Genomic DNA, 17,149 nt, shown 5'->3' with positions numbered 1-17,149 from the left:
ACCCAGACCAGCCATGGCATGAGGGCCAGAGGCCGCCAACTTCGCCCCGCCTCAGAACCCAACTAAAACAACCAACGTCCAAAAAACAAACCCGCCGAAAATATCGACGGGTTTGTCAGCAGTCTGAACCGCCGTCACCAGACGGCGGGTTTTTTTCGTGTGTTGATTTGGCGATGGTCAGAGTGCCGAGCGAACGGCGTCGATCAGCCGCTGAACGGTCGCGTCGTTCGCGTGGCTTTCCTTGCGTGCCCTGACGAAGCAGGCCTGGGAGCGAAGGATGACGCCGTCGGACAAGATCTTCAGGTTGTTCGCGCGAAGAGTCGAACCAGTCGAGGTGATGTCGACGATGATATCGGCCGATCCCGAGGCAGGCGCCCCTTCCGTTGCCCCAAGGCTTTCGACGATCCGGTAGAGCTGGATGCCGTGCTGGCTGGAGAAGAATTGCTGCGTCAGCCGCCAGTATTTCGTGGCAATCGCCAGGCGCCGGCCGTGACGGGCGCGAAAGTCGGAAGCAACATCGCCGAGATCGGCCATAGTGTCGACGTCGAGCCAGATTTCAGGAACGGCAACCACGACATCGGCATGGCCGAATCCGAGACGCGCGCAAATCTCGACGCGCTTGTCCGCCTCCGCCAGGCCCTCGCGGACAAGGTCTTCGCCGGTGACACCGAAATCGACGGTCCCGCTGCCGAGTTCACGGGAAATCTCGGAGGCGGAAAGGAAGGCAACTTCGACGTCGTCCCAACCTTCGACGCGTCCGCGATAGGAGCGATCGTTGCCGACAGCGGTGATCCTGATCCCGGCGCGTTCGAAGATCGCGGAGGCATCGTCCTTCATCCGGCCCTTGGAGGGCAATGCGATGGTAATCGTCATCATACGGCCCTCTCGGCTTCGATGCGATCCAGCCAGAGCGAGAAGCCGACGGCGGGAATGCGTTCCTTGGCGCCCAGGAAGGTCATCAGGCGATCGAAACGGCCCCCACCGGCGAGAACCGCCGACGTGCCCTGGACGCCGATCTCGAAAACCAGGCCGGTGTAGTAATCCAGCGGACGCCCGAAGGCTGCGCGGTAATCGATCAGCGCCAAATCGACGCCGGCATTGGCCAGAGCGGCCACGCGGCCGTCGAAACGCGCCAGCGCGTTGCCGAGCTTGAGGCCCGCGGCATCGGCAAAACCGGCCAAGGCCGCCGAAGCATTGATCAGCGGTACGTTCAGCGACAGGAATTCTTCCAGCACGCGGAAGGCCGCATCATCGAGGCGCGTTTCGGAGAGGATCAGCTTTTCCTTCAGACGGCGCGCGATTTCGAGCGGCGAACGGCTGGCATTCGTCGAATAGCCCGTCGCCTGCATCGTCGCATCTATGTGTGCAACAAGTGCTGCTTCATCGTCGGCGGCAATCAGATGTGCCATCTCGTCACTCAATCCAGTTACGAACTGAGGGCTGACGAGGCTTGCCAGCAGAGCTTCGAGCTGGCTCATGTTGCCGAAGGCATGGATCAGGCGCTTCTGCCAGCCGAGCGGCAGGCCAAGCGCCTGCACTACTGCTTCGAAGACAGCCTGATCGCCGAGTGTCACCGCAAGACGCTTGCCGGGAACGACGCGCTCCAGCACGCCGATCGCATCGCCGATCGCACGCGCGTCGGCAGCGGCAATATTGATGTCGCCAAGATCCTCGATCCCGGCTTGATAGAACTCGTTGCCGCCTTCACGCCGCTGGCGGAAAACTTCGCCGAGATAGGAATAGCGCTTCGGCGTGCCGGTCGCGCTCTCGATGTGGCGCAGGCAGACGGGGATCGTGAACTCCGGCCGCAGGCAAAGGCTGGCGCCCGTCTCGCTTTCGGTCATGAAAATGCGCCGGCGAAGATCCTCGCCGGCGATGTCAAGAAATGGTTCGGCCGGCTGGATGACGGGCGTATCTACCCGCTCCGTCTTTCGCGCCGCAAACTCTGAGAGGAGCTCGCCGGAGAAGTCCGGCAGGTTGATCAGGGCCATCTCAGCCCGCCCTGTTGCGGTCTTCGGCCTGCGCCGCCAGAATTTCCTTCACCTTGGCGACGAGGTCGCCTTCGGCAACTGTCTCCTGTGCGACGCGCGCTTCGCGCCAGCTGGCGTTGTCCTCGATCTCCCCGGACAGGCGCTTGCCTTCGATCAGGTCCTTGATCTGCACGACGCCCTGCGCCCGCTCGTCACCGCCCTGGATAATGGCGACGGGGCAGCCGCGGCGGTCGGCGTATTTCAGCTGATTGCCGAACTTCTTCCAGTTGCCCTGGAACATCTCGGCGCGGATGCAAGCCTTGCGCAATTCCTGCGTCATGTGCTGGTAGCGGCCCATCGACTCGACATCGCCGTCCATGACAGTGACCAGAACCGGCTCGATGACCTCGGCCTGGCCGAGCTTGCCGAGGTTCTTCAGCGCCGTCATCAGGCGAGAGACGCCAATCGAGAAGCCAGTGGCCGGCACGGGCTGGCCCATGAAGCGGGACACGAGACCGTCGTAGCGACCGCCGCCACCGACGGAACCGAAGACGACCTTCTCGCCCTTCTCGTTAGTCACATCGAAGAGGAGCTCGGCTTCGTAAACCGGGCCGGTGTAATATTCGAGGCCGCGAACAACCGAAGGGTCGATCTTGACGCGATCCGACTGATAGCCGGCGCTTCGCACCAATGCGCCGATGAAGTTCAGCTCCTCGACGCCTTCCGCACCCTTGGACGTTCCGGCAACCAGCTCGGCAAGCTGCCCAGCGCTTTCGGTATAGTCCTTGATCCCGACGAAGAAGAGAACCTTGTCGATCTGTCCCTGGTCGAGACCAGCACCCTTGGTGAAGTCGCCAGACTCGTCCTTGCGGCCGGGACCAAGCAGGAGAGCAACGCCCTCGAGACCGAACTTGTCGAGCTTGTCGATGGCGCGTAGCACGTTGAGGCGCTGGCCGGCCTTGTCATCGCCGCCGAGACCGATTGCTTCGAGAACACCGTCGAGAACTTTGCGGTTGTTGACGCGGATCACGTAGTCGCCGCGCTTGATGCCGAGGGCTTCCAGCGTATCGGCCATCATCATGCACATTTCCGCATCGGCCTGCACGCCCGGCGCACCGACCGTATCGGCGTCGAACTGCATGAACTGGCGGAAGCGACCGGGGCCCGGCTTCTCATTGCGGAAGACATAGCCGGCGCGATAGGTGCGGTACGGCAGCTGGATCTCGTTGAAATTCTCGGCAACATGACGGGCGAGCGGCGCCGTCAGGTCGTAGCGCAAGGACATCCACTGCTCGTCGTCGTCCTGCAGCGAGAAGACGCCCTCGTTCGGCCGGTCGGCATCCGGCAGGAACTTGCCGAGCGCGTCGGTGTATTCGAAGAGCGGCGTTTCGACAGGATCGAAACCATAATGCTCGTAGACTTCCCGGATCTTCGCGGTCATTTCGTTGACGGCGCGAATGTCGGCTGCCGAACGATCGACGAAGCCGCGGGGAAGTCTGGCCTTGAGCTTTTGTGGTTTCTTCTGCTTGTCGTTCATTTCCAAGGTATTCCGCTCGCTGTGACAGTGGCGGTTACCTAGCGGAAAGGGCCGGGTGCGGCAAGGGCGAAGGCCCTTGATCAGGAACACAGAATCGATTGAACGAGAGAGAATGGATCGAATGGCGGGAGCTACACGATGATTGCCGAGGCGCTTCTCTATGCTGCCACCGTTCCGATGACATTGAAGGCGCATCGCCGGTTCATCCGATACTCCGTCAATCTCTGGTCCCGCGCCGGCCGTTGCAGCCGGCAATGGGCGGAGCACGAGGAGCGAAGCCGGAACGCTGTGAGAAGTGCCATTGCGGAGTTGCGGCAGAGGAGGACGGCGGTCGTTTTGGGCTCGGGCCTGCTCCGCGACGTGCCGATTGAGGAATTAGCCAGGACCTTTGACACTGTCGTCCTCGTCGATCTCGTGCATCTTGCCTCGGTGCGCCTCTGGCTGCGGCTCAAGCGCTACAGCAATGTTCGGCTGATCGAGCGCGATCTCTCCGGCTACGACGAGCTTGCCACGGGCAAACAACCAGAGCCGCTGGCGTTCCTGAGTAGCGTTCCGTATCTCGACTTCGTCGTCTCGGCCAATCTCCTCTCCCAGATCGGTCGCGGCGCACAACGCCGCTACGAGGCGGAACAGGCCGGCGCCATGCCCGCCGATACCGTCGCACAACTGATCGAGGCGCACCGGTCGGCGCTTGAGGCAGCGCCCTGCAAGACATGCCTGGTTACCGATGTTTCCTATGCCGTGATAGACCGACAGGGGAAGGTTCATGACGAGACTGATCTGCTGCACGGCGTGGCGCTGTCATCGGTTCGGGCCAACTGGCAGTGGCCCGTGGCGCCACTCGGCGAAGAGAGCAATGGCTATCAGATCGTCCATCAGGTCGTTGCCGCGTACTAGCGCCAGCCTCCGCACGTCGGCCGACGCTTCTCTCGCCAAAGTGTATAAAGCGGGCTTGGCTTCTTCGCGCGCTGCACCTATTTTGACGATATGCGGTTTCTTGCAATCATAGCGATGGTTTTCGGCTGGTTTGCCTTCGGCACCATGTCCGCATGGGCTGGCTGTCCGACATGCCTGTCCATGCAGCCGGTCGCTGCGACACCCAGCGCCGAGCATCAGCATATGGCCGGCATGGATATGGGCGAGAAGGCCAAGTCGTCGCCGGCGCAGCAGGATCCTTGTTCGGCCGCCGTTATGGCGCACATGCCCTTCTGTTCGGCCTGCCTGGTCATTCCGCCATTGAGCGTCATCGCCGCGACCGGCAAGCAGATGTTTTCCTATCCTGCGCCCGGACCGGCTCACGCCATGCAGGATGCCCGCCCAGCACCGCTGGCGCCGCCTCCCCGGCTTGTCTGACGGTCTTCATGAACGCTGCGGCTTCGGCCGCGCATTGAATTCCAGTATCAGACAGAGGAAGGAAATCCCATGTCTCTGAAAGTTCTCGCCATAGCGGCCACGCTCGCACTCTCGTCCGCACCCGTCTTCGCAGAGGAGATGAAAATGGACATGAGCAAGCCAATGGGCGACCACGGCGCATCGAGCCACGCTTTTGCGCAGGCGAACGCTAAAATGCACAAGGACATGACGATGAAGTATATCGGCGACGCCGATGTCGACTTCGTCCGCGGCATGATCCCGCACCATCAAGGTGCGATCGACATGGCGAAAATCGAGCTGGAGTACGGCAAGGATCCGGAAATTCGCAAGCTCGCGGAAGCCGTCATCAAGGCCCAGGAGGCTGAGATCGCCGATATGCAGGCCTGGCTGAAGGCTCACGGCAAGTAATCGCAAAGGACGCCGGAGCACGAAGCCCCGGCGTCCGCCTGCACAAGGCCTTAATCAGCCCTTCGGTTCGAAAGGTTCCGGCCGTCGGGCTACCCCCTGCCGGGCCAGCATCCAGCCCGGATATTCGGGCGCGAGTTCGCTGACCTCGTCCAGCTTCTTCAGGTCGTCCACATCGAGCTTCAGGTTGACGGCCGCCAGGTTCCGGTCGAGCTGCTCGACGCGTTTTGCGCCGATGATGACAGTCGTCACGAAAGGTTTCGCCAGGATGTAGGCAAGCGCGACGGTCGCGACGCTTGTGCCGTGTTTCGCGGCGATCTCGCGCATCACGGCAACGCAGGCCCAGGCGCGATCCTTGTCGACCGGCGGGAAGTCGAACGAGGCGCGGCGTCCTTCCCCGTTGCCCGGCGCTCCCGGCCCGTACTTGCCGGAGAGAAGACCGCCCGCCAGCGGCGACCAGACCATTAGACCAAGCTTTTCCTCCTGCATCATCGGCACGATGTCACGCTCGAGATCGCGGCCGGCGATCGAATAGTACGCCTGTACCGTCTCGAACCGGGCAAGACCGCGACGTTCCGAGATGCCGAGCGCTTTGGCGATGCGCCACGCCTGCCAGTTGGAGACACCCACATAGCGCACGAGACCGCGGGATACGAGATCGTCCAGGGCTCGCAGCGTCTCGTCGATCGGCGTGACCGGATCGGTGGCATGGATCTGGTAAAGATCGATATGATCGGTCTGCAACCGCTTCAGACTGGCCTCGACCGAATCCATGATGTGGCCACGCGAGGCGCCGCGGTCGTTCGGCTTGTCGCTTATGGTGCTATAGACTTTCGTGGCGATGACCACGTCCTTACGGGGAACGCTGAGGTTCTTCAGGGCCTGGCCGAGCAGCTTTTCGGATTCGCCGAAGGAATAGACGTCGGCCGTGTCGATGAAGTTGACGCCCGATGCCAGCGACTTCGCAACGATTTCATCGGCGGCTTTCTGGTCGACGTCGGCGATCGAGCCCCAAAGGTTGTTTTCGCCGGCGGCGCCGAATGTCATCGTACCGAGGCAGATTTCCGAGACGAATAGTCCCGTATTTCCAAGTTGATTGTAACGCATGGTCGAAAATTTCCTTGTGACGACCGCAGGCTTGCCTACGGACAGATGAGTTCATTTTTTGGTTGTTGGCCTGCACATGACAGGAGCAGCCGGAATGCGGCCGCGTGGAAGGCACTATCGATGTAAGGCGAGGCGGCGGCATTTCAACATGCCGTGTACTCGCCTCACGGCTTTGCGATGCTCTTGTATCGCGGCCATCTTTCAATAGATTCAAACCAGATTACTCGGAGATGGGCGATGACGACCCGCATGCTGACGACCATCGGTTTCGATGCCGACGACACGCTCTGGCAGAACGAGCAATACTATCGGCTTACCGAGGCGCATTTCACGGAATTGCTGGCCGATTTTGCAAATGGTCCAAGAATTTCCGAGCGCTTGCTGGAGGCAGAGAAGCGCAATCTCCGGCAGTACGGTTTCGGCATCAAGGGATTTACGCTGTCCATGATCGAGACGGCGATCGAGGTCACCGAGGGCAAGGTGCCCGCCAGTGTCATTGCCAATATCCTCGACACCGGCCGCGACCTGCTTTCTCACCCCGTCGAGACCCTGCCGCATGTGCAGGAGACCTTGGCGGCGCTCTCGGAAAACTACCTGCTGGTGATGATCACCAAGGGTGATCTTTTCGATCAGGAGCGTAAGCTCGCGCAATCCGGGCTTGGCGACTTCTTCCACGCCGTCGAGATCGTCTCCGACAAGACCGCCGTGACCTACCGGCGGATCTTCTCCAAGGTCGGCGGTGGCCCGGAACGGGCGATGATGGTCGGCAACTCGCTGAAATCAGACATTGTCCCCGCGATTGCCGCCGGCAGCTACGGCGTCTTCGTGCCGCACGAACTCACCTGGGTCGTCGAGCATGTCGAGGAACCGAAGGACGCACCGCGCTTTCGCAAGATCGAACATCTCGGAGAACTGCGCAGGTTGATCGAAGGCCTGGGCTAGCCCCTCATTACTGCCTTGAAGGGAAAAGTGGCGACGGCGATTGCTGTTCAGCCGGAGCCGTGGGCTGCGGCGCTGTTGCCTGCGGCTCGACGAGAATGCTGTAGGGCGCGCCCAGGCCGCGGCGCGTCGACGCCTTGGAATAATAGGGCCGCAGCAGCCAGGTGGTGTTGTCCTTCACCGTGACGGTGTAGCTGGTGCCATCCTCATCGGTACCAAAGATCGCCTCCTCGTCGGGCGTTGCCAGATCGAAGATCGAAAGGAAGGCAAACTTGCTCTTGGTCGCAAAGCTGATCTTCACATGCTGGCCAGCCTTCACGGGAAGTGTGTAAACCCGTCCGTTGCCGAGCTTCGTCCAGCCCTTGAGCTCCATGGTTGCAGCCGGAAACTGCAGCTTCTCCAGTCGCTCGCCGGGCTGCAGCTCCGGTGACTGGCCGAACGCTACGGATGCCACCAGGCAGAATGCGACGGTTGCCGCGAGCGCCTTCATGGGCGCACCAGCGCATTGCGCATCGCCTCTACCTCGACGCGGCAGAAGCAACCTTCGATGTGATCGTTGACGAGACCCATTGCCTGCATGAAGGCATAAACTGTGGTTGGGCCGACAAACGTCCAGCCGCGCTTCTTCAGATTCTTGGAAATGAGAACCGATGTCGGCGTTGTCGGGTTGGCCATGACAGTGGCACGATCGACCACCTTTGGCCTATCGTTATGACCGGGCTCGAAGCTCCAGAAATACCGGGCGAGCGACCCGAACTCCTGCCTCAGTTCGATCGCACGGCGGGCGTTGTTGATCGTCGAGACGATCTTGCCTCGATGGCGCACGATGCCGGGATCGGCGAGGCAGCGTTGGATATCGCTGTCGTCGAAGAGCGCAACCTTCTCGAAGTCGAAGCCAGCAAAGGCAGCGCGGAAATTCTCGCGCTTGCGCAGGATGGTGAGCCAGGAGAGACCGGACTGGAACCCCTCCAGGCAGATCTTCTCGAAGAGGCGGATGTCATCCGTTACCGGCCGCCCCCATTCCTCGTCGTGATACTTGAGGTAATCCGGGAGGTTGGCGTGCCAGTGACAACGGCTCTTGCCGTCTTCGCCGATGATGATGCCCGTATCGCTCATGATCCCGCTTCGCTTTCGTGCTGCGAATCCGGCTTTACCATTTGCAAACTCTCTTTCCAAACCGAACGATAACCCTGACGAAAAGTTTATCTCTCGCTTCGGACTTGAATGAATTCAAATTTACGATTCGCTGGCGGGAACGGTGGCAGCGTGGCGGCAGGCGGCCGCTGCCGTCCGTGCATTTTCGGCCATTTGTAGAGAGTCCGTCCGATGATGAAATCCCTTCTGCTCGCCGCAGCGATGCTCGGCGTCTTTTCCACCGCTGCGCTCGGCGACGACCGTTATGCAACGCGCCCGCCGGTCGTGCTAAGCCCGGACCTTGCAGCCCCATGGGTCATGCAGCTCGGCGGCAAGGTTCGTCCCGTCGTCTACCGACAACCGGACTTTCCGAAACGCGGTCTGTTCACATCCGGCGTCTTCGGCCGCGCTCCGGCCGCCGTGGCGCAACCGGTGTCCGCCATCAATCCCGGCGTCCCAGTCGTCCGCCGCCAGCTTGAGCCGCAATTTCTGCCGCAGATCGTCACCTACGACACCAAGGAACGGCCCGGCACGATCGTCATCGATACCAACAGCCGCTTCCTTTACCTGGTAATGGAGGGCGACAAGGCGCGGCGTTACGGAGTGGGCGTCGGCAAGCCAGGCTTCGAATGGGCCGGCGTGCACAAGATTACCCGCAAGTCCGAATGGCCGGACTGGACGCCGCCAGCCGAAATGGTTGGCCGCGAAGCCGCCAAGGGCCACTATCTCCCGGCGCGCATGGACGGCGGTCCCGAGAATCCGCTTGGCGCGCGCGCCATGTATCTCGGTTCGACGCTCTACCGCATCCACGGTACCAACGCCCCCTGGACGATCGGCAACGCCGTTTCCTCCGGCTGCATCCGGCTACGCAACGAGGATGTCGTTGACCTTTACGAGCGGGTAAAGGTTGGAACCCGCGTCATCGTCATGTAAAGGCTCCCGAATATCGGGCGCGCGGCCAAGAATAGTTGCAATTAGACATCGCAGCTGTTTCATTCCGCGCCGACATCTTGAACTGGATCGAAGTTAGGGTAGCTTCGGTCCGGTTTTGCTTTGAGGGAATCAACCATGCTGAAATTCGCGACGGCTCTTGCGGCCACCGGCCTTCTGGTCACTTCCATGTCCGCATCGGTCTCGGCGCAGCCGATTACACCCGCTCACGATGGCGCGCCTGTCGTTCGGGTCGCCGCACCGCCGAAGTCGGTCAAGCCGCAGTTCAAGCGCCAGCGCGTGCACCTCATCACCAACGAGGCACCCGGCACGATCATCATCGATACCAACCACAAGTTCCTGTATCTCGTCGAAACCAAGGACCGCGCGACGCGCTATGGCATCGGCGTCGGGCGCGAGGGCTTCGGCTGGTCGGGCGTGGTGAAGATCGGCCGCAAGGCAGAATGGATGCGTGTTCGCGAGGCGGCGAAGGGCCACATCCTCCCGACCTTCCAGGAAGGCGGCGAGGACAATCCGCTTGGCGCCCGCGCCATGTATCTCTACAAGGGCGGCAACGATACGAGCTTCCGCATCCACGGCACCAACCAGCCGTGGTCGATTGGGCTCAACATGTCGTCCGGCTGCATCCGCATGATGAACAAGGATGTGATCGATCTTTACGATCGTGCGCCCGTCGGCACGAAGGTCATCGTCGTCGGCCCTGGCAACAAGCAGGGCGAAATCAGCTTCGAAGATCGCGGCATCGACGTGCTGCGGACGATTTTCGGCGGCTAAGCCAAGCAATTAGGCGGCCGGGCAACCGGTCGCCGATCTCAAACCGCGGATGCGGGGTCGCAAGCTCAAGGGCTATGCGATGCATGGGCTTTCGAGACCACCGGACGATCCGGCACCTCTAAGCCAGCGGCAGATCCTTTAGTTTCTCCGGCATATCTCCGCCGTAGGCCCAATCCAACAATTGCACCGTGTGAACGATCGGAATCGCCGTCCCTGTCGCGATCTGCATCATGCAGCCGATATTTCCGGTTGCGATCACACGCGGCTTCGTTGCTTCGAGGTTCCTGACCTTGCGGGTCTTGAGCGCATCGGAAATGTCGGATTGCATGATGTTGTAGGTACCCGCCGACCCACAGCAGAGGTGACCTTCGGCAGGATCGCGGACATTGAATCCGGCCGCCTTCAACAGCTGCTTCGGCGCCATCGTGATTTTCTGACCGTGTTGCATCGAGCAGGCAGAGTGATAGGCGACGATGATGCCCTTCGGCATCTGCGCGGGGAGCTCGAGCGATGCGAGATATTCCGTGATGTCCTTCGCTAAGGACGAAACGCGTGCCGCCTTTTCGGCATAGGCCGCATCCAGCCGCAGCATATGGCCATAGTCCTTGATCGTCGTGCCGCAGCCGGAAGCGGTAATGATGATCGCGTCGAGCCCGCCTTCTTCGAGTTCACGCGTCCACACATCGACGTTGGCACGTGCGCTCGCCAATGCCTGCTCTTCCCGTCCCATGTGGTGGACGAGCGAGCCGCAACAAACCTCTCCCTTGGGAACGACGACTTCAACACCAAGCCGTGTCAGGAGCCTGATTGTTGCCTCGTTGATCCCGGGATCGAGAACCGGCTGCGCGCAGCCAGTCAAGATCGCGACGCGACCGCGTTTCTCGCCGACCGGCGGGTGGCTTGCCACCGCGGCATAGGCGGAGGCGGGAGGAATGCGACGCGGCGCCAGCGCCAGCATCGCGGCAAATGGTTTCAATGCGGGCGCGCGCGCTAAAAGACCTGCGAACGGCCGCCCCGCTGACGACAGCTTGATCGCGAGGCGAAACCGATCGGGATAAGGCAGAACAGCAGCAAGGATGGCGCGCACGAGCCGGTTCATGAAAGGACGCTTGTAGGTCTTTTCGATGTGCGCCCGCGCATGGTCGACGAGGTGCATATAATCGACACCGGAGGGACAGGTCGTTACGCAGGCGAGACAGGAGAGGCAGCGGTCGATATGGGTAACGACCTCGGCGTCGGCCGGGCGCCCGTTTTCCAGCATGTCCTTGATCAGATAGATGCGCCCACGGGGGCTATCGAGCTCATTGCCGAGCGTGACATAGGTCGGACAGGTCGCGGTGCAGAAGCCGCAATGCACGCATTTGCGCAGGATCTTCTCGGATTCGGCAACGTGCGGGTCGGCAAGTTGGGTCGGGGTGAAATTGGTCTGCATGCCTCAAGCTCCTGCCATCTTCCCGGGATTGAAGATGCCGGCGGGATCGAATTTCAGTTTCAGTCGCTGCGAAAGCAAGGCCACAGCCTCCTGCTGGGGCTGAAAGGCCGCAATCCCAGATCGCATCTTTTCAGGTGCGCGGATCAATGTCGCATGGCCACCGCCCAGCGCCTTGATGAACCGGCGCAAAAGGTCCGCATCCGCGTCGGCCTCCATCCGCATCCAGATCAGGCCGCCCTGCCAGTCATAGTATGCGTCAACACCGGCTTCGAGGCGAAGTGCCGCGACCAGCTGATGGCCGGTCCCTGGGGCGACGGAGACGCGCCACACCGGTCGAGCCGTACCGTCGGCATAGGGCGCGACATCGCGGATATCTCTCCAGAGACGGACACTGTCTGCCTGCTCGAAGCGCGTGACGGATCCGAATGCCGCCATGGCTGCGGCGAGCTTGGTTGCCCTGGCATCGACTGAGCCGGGCAGGCCTTCGATCCTGAGACAGGTTCCCTCGCCTTCGGAGAGCGTACTGTCGAGAAATTTCCAGGCGACGGTCATCGGCAGATGTGCGGCGCCGGATACTTCGACCGGCAGCGCCATCGCCGCCGCCATGGCGTTGGCGGCCTCCGCATCGTTCAGCCCCGAGATGACGATCGTTGCTTCGGTTCTCGGCCGCGGTGGCACGCGGAAAGTTACATCCGTCAGGAAGCCCAGCGTGCCGTGCGAGCCAGCCATCAGCTTGACGAGATCCAATCCGGTGACGTTCTTCATCACGCGGCCGCCTGCCTTGATGATCTCGCCCTTGCCGTTGATGAAGCTCACGCCAAGCAGGCTGTCGCGCGCAGCGCCGGCGACGAAACGGCGCGGCCCTGAGACATTGGCGGCAAAGACGCCGCCGATTGTCGGCTCACCTGTCGTTCCCATGATCGGCCGATGGTCCATGGGCTCAAAGGCCATCATTTGACCGTTCTCGGCAAGTGCGGCTTCGATCTCGGACAACGGCGTTCCCGAGCGAGCGGTCAAAACCATCTCGCCGGGATTATAGGCCGTGATGCCCCGCAGATTGGACGACCGCAGGCGGCTTTCCGCCGCCACGGCGTTCCCGAAACCCGAGCGAGTGTTGCCGCCGCAGATCGCCAGCGGCTCGCCGGCCTCGGTGTGGCTGCGGACGATTGCCGCGGCCTCTTCGTCCGTTGTGGGCGATAGATCGATCATGCGGCCGGACGTCCCTCGAGCGGGAAAACCTTGGAGGGGTTCAGAAGCCAGGCCGGATCGAAGGCGGCGCGCGCCGCCATCTGCTGCTCCAGGTCCGCCTCGGAATACTGATGACGCATCAGGTCGCGCTTTTCGATGCCGACACCATGCTCGCCCGTGAGGCAGCCGCCCGCATCGACACAGAGCTTCAGGATCTCCATCCCCGCAGCTTCCGCACGGGCGGCATCTTCCGGATCATTCGCATTGAACAGGATGAGCGGATGCATATTGCCATCGCCGGCATGGAAGACGTTGGCGACGCGAAGCCCATAGCTGTCGATGATTTCAGAGGTTTTCGTCAGCACATAAGAAAGCTGGCTGAGCGGCACGGTTCCGTCCATGCAGATATAGTCTGCTATCCGGCCAGTCGCGCCGAAGGCGGATTTCCTGCCCTTCCAGATCAGCGCCGCCTCGGTTGCCGACTGGCATTCGCGGACGGTTTTCACGCCATGCTTGCGCGCGATTTCGACGATGCTCTTCAGCATGTCGTCCATTTCCGCCTCCGATCCTTCGACCTCGACGATCAATAGCGCCCCCACATCCAGCGGATAGCCGGCCTTGGCGAAGGCCTCGCAGATTTCGATCGCTGGCTTGTCCATGAATTCGATCGCGACGGGAATGATCCCTGATGCGATGATGTCGGCGACACAGGATCCCGCCTCCTCGGACGTATCAAAGCCGAAGAGGACCGGCCGCGCGCCCTCCGGTTTGGCAATCAGGCGGACAGTCGCTTCGGTGACTATCCCAAGCTGGCCCTCATGTCCGCAGACAAGGCCAAGCAAGTCGTAGCCTCCGGCGTCCAATGCCTTGCCGCCGAAATCGATGACGGTGCCATCGGTCAGCACCATCTTGACGCCGAGCAGGTTGTTGGTCGTCACCCCATATTTCAGGCAATGCGCGCCACCGGAATTCATGCCGATATTGCCGCCGATCGTGCAGGCCAGCTGTGAGCTCGGATCGGGCGCATAGAAGAAGCCGTCCGCCGAGACGGATTCTGAAATATTCAGGTTGGTTACGCCGGCTTCGACGACCGCCACGCGGTTGGCCAGATCGATTTCGAGAATGCGGTTCATCTTGGAAACGCAAATGACGACCGCATCCTCCTGTGGGATTGCTCCGCCCGAGAGTGACGTTCCGGCGCCGCGCGGCACCACCGGCACGCCATAGCGATGACAGTATTTCATGACCGCAGCCACTTCCGCGGTCGTCCGCGGCAGGGCAACAGCAAGCGGCATCCGGCGATAGGAAACGAAGGCATCGGTCTCGAACGGCATCAACTCGCGCGCCTCGTGCACCAGGCATTCCGGCGGCAGCAGGTCGATGAGATCTGCGACGATCTGCCTGCGGCGGGCAAGCACGTCGGCACGCGGGGCGAGAAACGAAATAGTATCGGACATGGCTCTCTCCCTTCGCTCCGACAGCGAAAACCGGAGACATCCTCTGCGCTGCCGGCTCAGTCGGGCTTAGCACTTTCCCGATTACGGCGCAAATGCTAAGCACTTATTCCAAAAGGATAAACAATCTAACGAATGACCAATCTCGGTGATCTCGAAATTTTCGCAAAGGTCGTTTCGACGGGGAGCATGTCGCTTGCCGGCAGGGCTCTCGGCTTTTCGCCGGCGGTCGTGTCGAAGCGGATAAAACGGCTTGAAGATCGGCTCGGCACGCGGCTCCTGCAGCGCACGACGCGGCAGATCTCCCTGACGGAGGCAGGCCAGGGCTTCTACGATCGCGTGCTTGGCATTCTCGCCGGCATCGAGGAGGCCGAATACTACATTTCCGGACGCTCGGCGCAGATGCAGGGCACGCTGAAGGTGACGGCGCCCACCTCGTTCGGACGCATGCATGTCGCCCCGCACCTGAAATCCTTCATGGATATGCATGCCGGTTTGGCGATCAATCTCGTGCTCAGCGACGAATTCACCGATATCATCGGCGAAGGCTTCGACCTTGCCATCCGTATTGCGGAACTGACGGACTCAAGCCTCGTCGCGCGGCGCCTTGCCCCCGTGCGTCGCCTGCTCTGCGCATCGCCGGACTATCTTGCCGCTAACGGCACGCCCCAGACCATCGAAGATCTTAAGCACCACCGCTGCCTGCCCGCCCACAACAACGATGCCTGGCGGCTGGAGGGGCCGGAGGGTCCGCTTTCCCTGCGGCCGGAAGGAATGCTCGTCACCAATTCAAGCGAGGTCATCAGGGAGGCCGTCATATCGGGGCTCGGCATCGCGCTGCGCTCCACCTGGGACATCGGCAGGGAGCTCCAAGACGGACGGTTGGTGCACATCCTTCCTGCCTACGAAGGATCGCGCAACGTGACACTTTCCGCGGTCTATCCCAGCCGCCAGTTCCTGCCGGCCAAGGTACGGCTGTTCATCGACTATCTCGCCGAGATCTACGGACCGGTTCCCTACTGGGAACGCTAGCTGTGGGTTTTCAGGAGGTTGTCCATTCGGGGCGGATTAAGGAGACTGGAGTTACACACTCAGCCTTGCAGGATCGCTCCGACTGAACATCCATGAGAACGCCGGTTTTGATGCCGCTTTGTCGAGAGGAGATGGCGCGCAACGTCGTCGACGACCGTTGTTCCAAAGCCCAGGCGGCAGGGTTTACGGCGTCACTTCAAGAATAGTTAGCCGCTGGGTCGAGCGGTTCTTGGCCCGTTCCCGCGCAGGCGGCCAAAGCGGAATGCATCCGGGACGGCCGAACGGACCATCAGCATCTCACCGATGGTTTCGTGTGTCAGGAGGCCGACAAGCCGTCCCGTATTGTCGGTCGCGGCGACGGCCGGAGCGTTTGCCTCCTGCATAAGACGCAGGCTTTCCTCCAGAGATTTGCGATAATGTATCTTGGGAATGTCGCTCCGCATTGCGCTGGTGACGGGAGCGGCTGGTCCCTTTTCCTTCAACGCCCGGATCATGTCGTCGCGGGTCACCAATCCTTCGAGATGGCCGGCGGAGTCGACCACCGGGAACTCGTGCTGCGTGGTGGCGAGCAGCATCTCGACCGCCTCGTCGAGCGTTGCGGACCGTTCCAGCCGGGCGAACTCCGTGACCATCACATCCCCGACCTGCACGCTGGTCGCCACCTGCCGGATCTGCGCGTTCTGTGCTTCCGCCGCCGCGGCGAGATAGACGAAGATGCCGATGAAGATCAGCAGCGGATTGTAGAAGAGCCCGACGAAACCGAAGACGAAGGCCAGCCCCTGTCCGATCGTGGCGGCGATCTGGGTCGCACGTGACCAGGAGAGGCGCGAGGCCAAGGCGGCGCGCAGGACGCGTCCGCCGTCCATCGGAAAGGCCGGGATCATGTTGAAGAGAACCAAGAATACATTGACGCCCGCCAGCCTGACGAGAAAATTCGTGCGTGGATCCTCGATCTCCGCCATCTGCTCGACGGCCGCCGGCCCTCCCAAAGCGATGAAGATCAGCACGGCGATCGCGACATTCACGAGCGGCCCCGCGATCGCGATTGCGAACTCCTGTCCCGGCTCTTCCGGCATGCGTTCGAGCCTGGCCACGCCGCCGATCGGCAGAAGCGTGATGTCGGGCGTGCGAATGCCAAAATACCGGGCGGCTGTGATGTGGCCGAATTCGTGCAGGACCACGCAGACAAAGACGGCAAGGATAAAGATAACGCCCTCCCACGCGGCCGCCGTGCCGCCGATCTGGTAGTGCATCAGCCAGATCCAGACGAGCAGAAGCAGAAAGGTGAAGTGAACGCGAATGGTCGTGCCAGCGATCGTGCCGAGATTCAGAGACCAACCCATCTTCATAACTCCAGGAAATGCGGGGGTGCACTATAAGCGCTTGCCGGGATCAGAGCACCTCAGGATGAAACAGCGACCTGTGGCTTACAATCTTCACTACCCCTAATAGAGATCTAGTGCGATTAATGCGCAATACCTTGTCGCCTTTTCCAGTCACCGCGACAGGCAGAATTTCAGGGTTGATCGAACCGGGAGATCGGATCCTAAGGACCGGCGCGGCGGACCTGGCACCCAAAACCCACTGGCCCGCTTAGTCTTGAGGCCCTGCTCACGAGGCGGGGGCTTTCCGCAGTCTTTCCCAGCCGCCAGTTCTTGCCGGCCAAGGTAGGGCTGTTCATCGACTATCTCGCCGAGATCTGCGGCCCGGTTCCCTACTGGGAACGCTAGGTGTGTGGTCCCGGAATGAGATGGTGCGGATTGATTTTGAAGATTGACGGGTCCCTTGTCCAGGCGTTGCAGATTGCTTGATAGGGCGTTCGCCATCGGAGCGCCTTGAGGTGTTTGGCGAA

General features: G+C 61.4%; 17 protein-coding genes and 2 pseudogenes. 8 read left to right on the top strand and 11 right to left on the bottom strand.

All coding sequences use genetic code 11. From position 1 onward, the window contains the following. Window positions 1-177: 177 nt before the first annotated feature. From hisG to hisS, 3 genes are read right to left on the bottom strand one after another with little or no spacing between them, the layout of a single operon-like run. Window positions 178-873, bottom strand: coding sequence for an ATP phosphoribosyltransferase (gene hisG, locus IB244_RS30475; protein WP_025659453.1), 696 nt, complete (start codon window positions 871-873; stop codon window positions 178-180). Then, window positions 873-1,991 (bottom strand): ATP phosphoribosyltransferase regulatory subunit, encoded by a 1,119-nt coding sequence (locus IB244_RS30470; RefSeq protein ID WP_192240752.1) that lies wholly within the window; start codon window positions 1,989-1,991, stop codon window positions 873-875. The genes hisG and IB244_RS30470 overlap by 1 nt, the downstream gene beginning before the upstream one ends. A 1-nt stretch (window position 1,992) precedes the next feature. After that, window positions 1,993-3,507: a histidine--tRNA ligase gene (hisS, locus tag IB244_RS30465; protein WP_192306723.1), complete on the bottom strand. Its 1,515-nt coding sequence runs from the start codon at window positions 3,505-3,507 to the stop codon at window positions 1,993-1,995. A gap of 138 nt (window positions 3,508-3,645) precedes the next feature. On the opposite strand from hisS, the gene IB244_RS30460 reads away from it, so the two are divergent. From IB244_RS30460 to IB244_RS30450, 3 genes are all read left to right on the top strand, one after another. Beyond that, on the top strand, window positions 3,646-4,404 hold the full coding sequence (locus IB244_RS30460; RefSeq protein ID WP_192306721.1) for a hypothetical protein: 759 nt from the start codon (window positions 3,646-3,648) through the stop codon (window positions 4,402-4,404). Window positions 4,405-4,494: 90 nt separating this feature from the next. Further along, window positions 4,495-4,860, top strand: coding sequence for a hypothetical protein (locus IB244_RS30455; protein ID WP_246734791.1), 366 nt, complete (start codon window positions 4,495-4,497; stop codon window positions 4,858-4,860). A gap of 69 nt (window positions 4,861-4,929) precedes the next feature. After that, window positions 4,930-5,289, top strand: a complete 360-nt coding sequence (locus IB244_RS30450; RefSeq protein ID WP_169681282.1) for a DUF305 domain-containing protein — start codon at window positions 4,930-4,932, stop codon at window positions 5,287-5,289. Between the two features lie 54 nt (window positions 5,290-5,343). Here IB244_RS30450 and IB244_RS30445 read toward each other — a convergent pair whose 3' ends face one another. Further along, complete coding sequence (locus tag IB244_RS30445; RefSeq protein ID WP_192306719.1) at window positions 5,344-6,393, bottom strand: aldo/keto reductase; 1,050 nt, start codon at window positions 6,391-6,393, stop codon at window positions 5,344-5,346. A gap of 237 nt (window positions 6,394-6,630) precedes the next feature. On the opposite strand from IB244_RS30445, the gene IB244_RS30440 reads away from it, so the two are divergent. Next, window positions 6,631-7,335 carry an HAD family hydrolase gene (locus IB244_RS30440; protein WP_018116678.1) on the top strand — a complete coding sequence of 235 codons (705 nt, stop codon included), beginning with the start codon at window positions 6,631-6,633 and terminating at the stop codon, window positions 7,333-7,335. Window positions 7,336-7,342: 7 nt separating this feature from the next. Here the strand turns inward: IB244_RS30440 and IB244_RS30435 are convergent, their stop codons facing one another. Next, window positions 7,343-7,822: a hypothetical protein gene (locus IB244_RS30435; RefSeq protein ID WP_192306717.1), complete on the bottom strand. Its 480-nt coding sequence runs from the start codon at window positions 7,820-7,822 to the stop codon at window positions 7,343-7,345. Beyond that, entirely contained in the window at window positions 7,819-8,448 is a 630-nt protein-coding gene (locus tag IB244_RS30430) for a DNA-3-methyladenine glycosylase I (RefSeq protein WP_018116680.1), read from the bottom strand. Before IB244_RS30430 ends, IB244_RS30435 begins: the two co-directional genes overlap by 4 nt. Before the next feature lie 210 nt (window positions 8,449-8,658). Between IB244_RS30430 and IB244_RS30425 the strand changes: the two genes are divergently transcribed. Further along, window positions 8,659-9,399, top strand: coding sequence for a L,D-transpeptidase (locus IB244_RS30425; protein ID WP_169681277.1), 741 nt, complete (start codon window positions 8,659-8,661; stop codon window positions 9,397-9,399). Window positions 9,400-9,534: 135 nt separating this feature from the next. Continuing rightward, window positions 9,535-10,191 (top strand): L,D-transpeptidase, encoded by a 657-nt coding sequence (locus IB244_RS30420; protein ID WP_192306715.1) that lies wholly within the window; start codon window positions 9,535-9,537, stop codon window positions 10,189-10,191. Window positions 10,192-10,309: 118 nt separating this feature from the next. On the opposite strand, the gene glcF is transcribed toward IB244_RS30420, so the two are convergent. The 3 genes from glcF to IB244_RS30405 are packed head-to-tail and all read right to left on the bottom strand — an operon-like array spanning window position 10,310 to window position 14,268. Beyond that, window positions 10,310-11,623, bottom strand: a complete 1,314-nt coding sequence (glcF, locus tag IB244_RS30415) for a glycolate oxidase subunit GlcF (RefSeq protein ID WP_169681275.1) — start codon at window positions 11,621-11,623, stop codon at window positions 10,310-10,312. 3 nt (window positions 11,624-11,626) lie between these two features. Next, the gene (gene glcE / locus IB244_RS30410) at window positions 11,627-12,832 is read right to left on the bottom strand and encodes a glycolate oxidase subunit GlcE (RefSeq protein ID WP_169681273.1); all 1,206 of its coding nucleotides are present in this window, start codon (window positions 12,830-12,832) and stop codon (window positions 11,627-11,629) included. After that, window positions 12,829-14,268, bottom strand: a complete 1,440-nt coding sequence (locus IB244_RS30405) for an FAD-linked oxidase C-terminal domain-containing protein (RefSeq protein ID WP_018856901.1) — start codon at window positions 14,266-14,268, stop codon at window positions 12,829-12,831. Before IB244_RS30405 ends, glcE begins: the two co-directional genes overlap by 4 nt. A gap of 132 nt (window positions 14,269-14,400) precedes the next feature. On the opposite strand from IB244_RS30405, the gene IB244_RS30400 reads away from it, so the two are divergent. Then, window positions 14,401-15,297 carry a LysR family transcriptional regulator gene (locus IB244_RS30400; RefSeq protein WP_169681272.1) on the top strand — a complete coding sequence of 299 codons (897 nt, stop codon included), beginning with the start codon at window positions 14,401-14,403 and terminating at the stop codon, window positions 15,295-15,297. A 206-nt stretch (window positions 15,298-15,503) separates the two neighbouring features. Here IB244_RS30400 and IB244_RS30395 read toward each other — a convergent pair whose 3' ends face one another. After that, window positions 15,504-16,640, bottom strand: a complete 1,137-nt coding sequence (locus tag IB244_RS30395; RefSeq protein ID WP_025659463.1) for a site-2 protease family protein — start codon at window positions 16,638-16,640, stop codon at window positions 15,504-15,506. 282 nt (window positions 16,641-16,922) lie between these two features. Between IB244_RS30395 and IB244_RS30390 the strand changes: the two are divergent. Next, window positions 16,923-17,027 (top strand): annotated as a pseudogene (locus tag IB244_RS30390) (LysR family transcriptional regulator); the annotation flags it as partial. Here the strand turns inward: IB244_RS30390 and IB244_RS30385 are convergent. Beyond that, window positions 17,024-17,149, bottom strand: a pseudogene (locus IB244_RS30385) (IS481 family transposase); the annotation flags it as partial. The pseudogenes IB244_RS30390 and IB244_RS30385 overlap by 4 nt on opposite strands.

The organism is Rhizobium sp. RHZ02 (assembly GCF_014851575.1).
In the GTDB taxonomy this organism is placed as follows: Bacteria; Pseudomonadota; Alphaproteobacteria; order Rhizobiales; family Rhizobiaceae; genus Rhizobium; species Rhizobium altiplani.
Note: the sequence above shows the minus strand (reverse complement) of the source record. Positions and strands in the feature narration are given on the sequence as shown.

Excerpts from the sequence above, each read along its gene's own strand:
- hisG (WP_025659453.1), bottom strand. The coding sequence starts at position 873 with ATGACGATTACCATCGCATTGCCCTCCAAGGGCCGGATGAAGGACGAT.
- IB244_RS30470 (WP_192240752.1), bottom strand. The coding sequence starts at position 1,991 with ATGGCCCTGATCAACCTGCCGGACTTCTCCGGCGAGCTCCTCTCAGAG.
- hisS (WP_192306723.1), bottom strand. The coding sequence starts at position 3,507 with ATGAACGACAAGCAGAAGAAACCACAAAAGCTCAAGGCCAGACTTCCC.
- IB244_RS30460 (WP_192306721.1), top strand. The coding sequence starts at position 3,646 with ATGATTGCCGAGGCGCTTCTCTATGCTGCCACCGTTCCGATGACATTG.
- IB244_RS30455 (WP_246734791.1), top strand. The coding sequence starts at position 4,495 with ATGCGGTTTCTTGCAATCATAGCGATGGTTTTCGGCTGGTTTGCCTTC.
- IB244_RS30450 (WP_169681282.1), top strand. The coding sequence starts at position 4,930 with ATGTCTCTGAAAGTTCTCGCCATAGCGGCCACGCTCGCACTCTCGTCC.
- IB244_RS30445 (WP_192306719.1), bottom strand. The coding sequence starts at position 6,393 with ATGCGTTACAATCAACTTGGAAATACGGGACTATTCGTCTCGGAAATC.
- IB244_RS30440 (WP_018116678.1), top strand. The coding sequence starts at position 6,631 with ATGACGACCCGCATGCTGACGACCATCGGTTTCGATGCCGACGACACG.
- IB244_RS30435 (WP_192306717.1), bottom strand. The coding sequence starts at position 7,822 with ATGAAGGCGCTCGCGGCAACCGTCGCATTCTGCCTGGTGGCATCCGTA.
- IB244_RS30430 (WP_018116680.1), bottom strand. The coding sequence starts at position 8,448 with ATGAGCGATACGGGCATCATCATCGGCGAAGACGGCAAGAGCCGTTGT.
- IB244_RS30425 (WP_169681277.1), top strand. The coding sequence starts at position 8,659 with ATGATGAAATCCCTTCTGCTCGCCGCAGCGATGCTCGGCGTCTTTTCC.
- IB244_RS30420 (WP_192306715.1), top strand. The coding sequence starts at position 9,535 with ATGCTGAAATTCGCGACGGCTCTTGCGGCCACCGGCCTTCTGGTCACT.
- glcF (WP_169681275.1), bottom strand. The coding sequence starts at position 11,623 with ATGCAGACCAATTTCACCCCGACCCAACTTGCCGACCCGCACGTTGCC.
- glcE (WP_169681273.1), bottom strand. The coding sequence starts at position 12,832 with ATGATCGATCTATCGCCCACAACGGACGAAGAGGCCGCGGCAATCGTC.
- IB244_RS30405 (WP_018856901.1), bottom strand. The coding sequence starts at position 14,268 with ATGTCCGATACTATTTCGTTTCTCGCCCCGCGTGCCGACGTGCTTGCC.
- IB244_RS30400 (WP_169681272.1), top strand. The coding sequence starts at position 14,401 with ATGACCAATCTCGGTGATCTCGAAATTTTCGCAAAGGTCGTTTCGACG.
- IB244_RS30395 (WP_025659463.1), bottom strand. The coding sequence starts at position 16,640 with ATGGGTTGGTCTCTGAATCTCGGCACGATCGCTGGCACGACCATTCGC.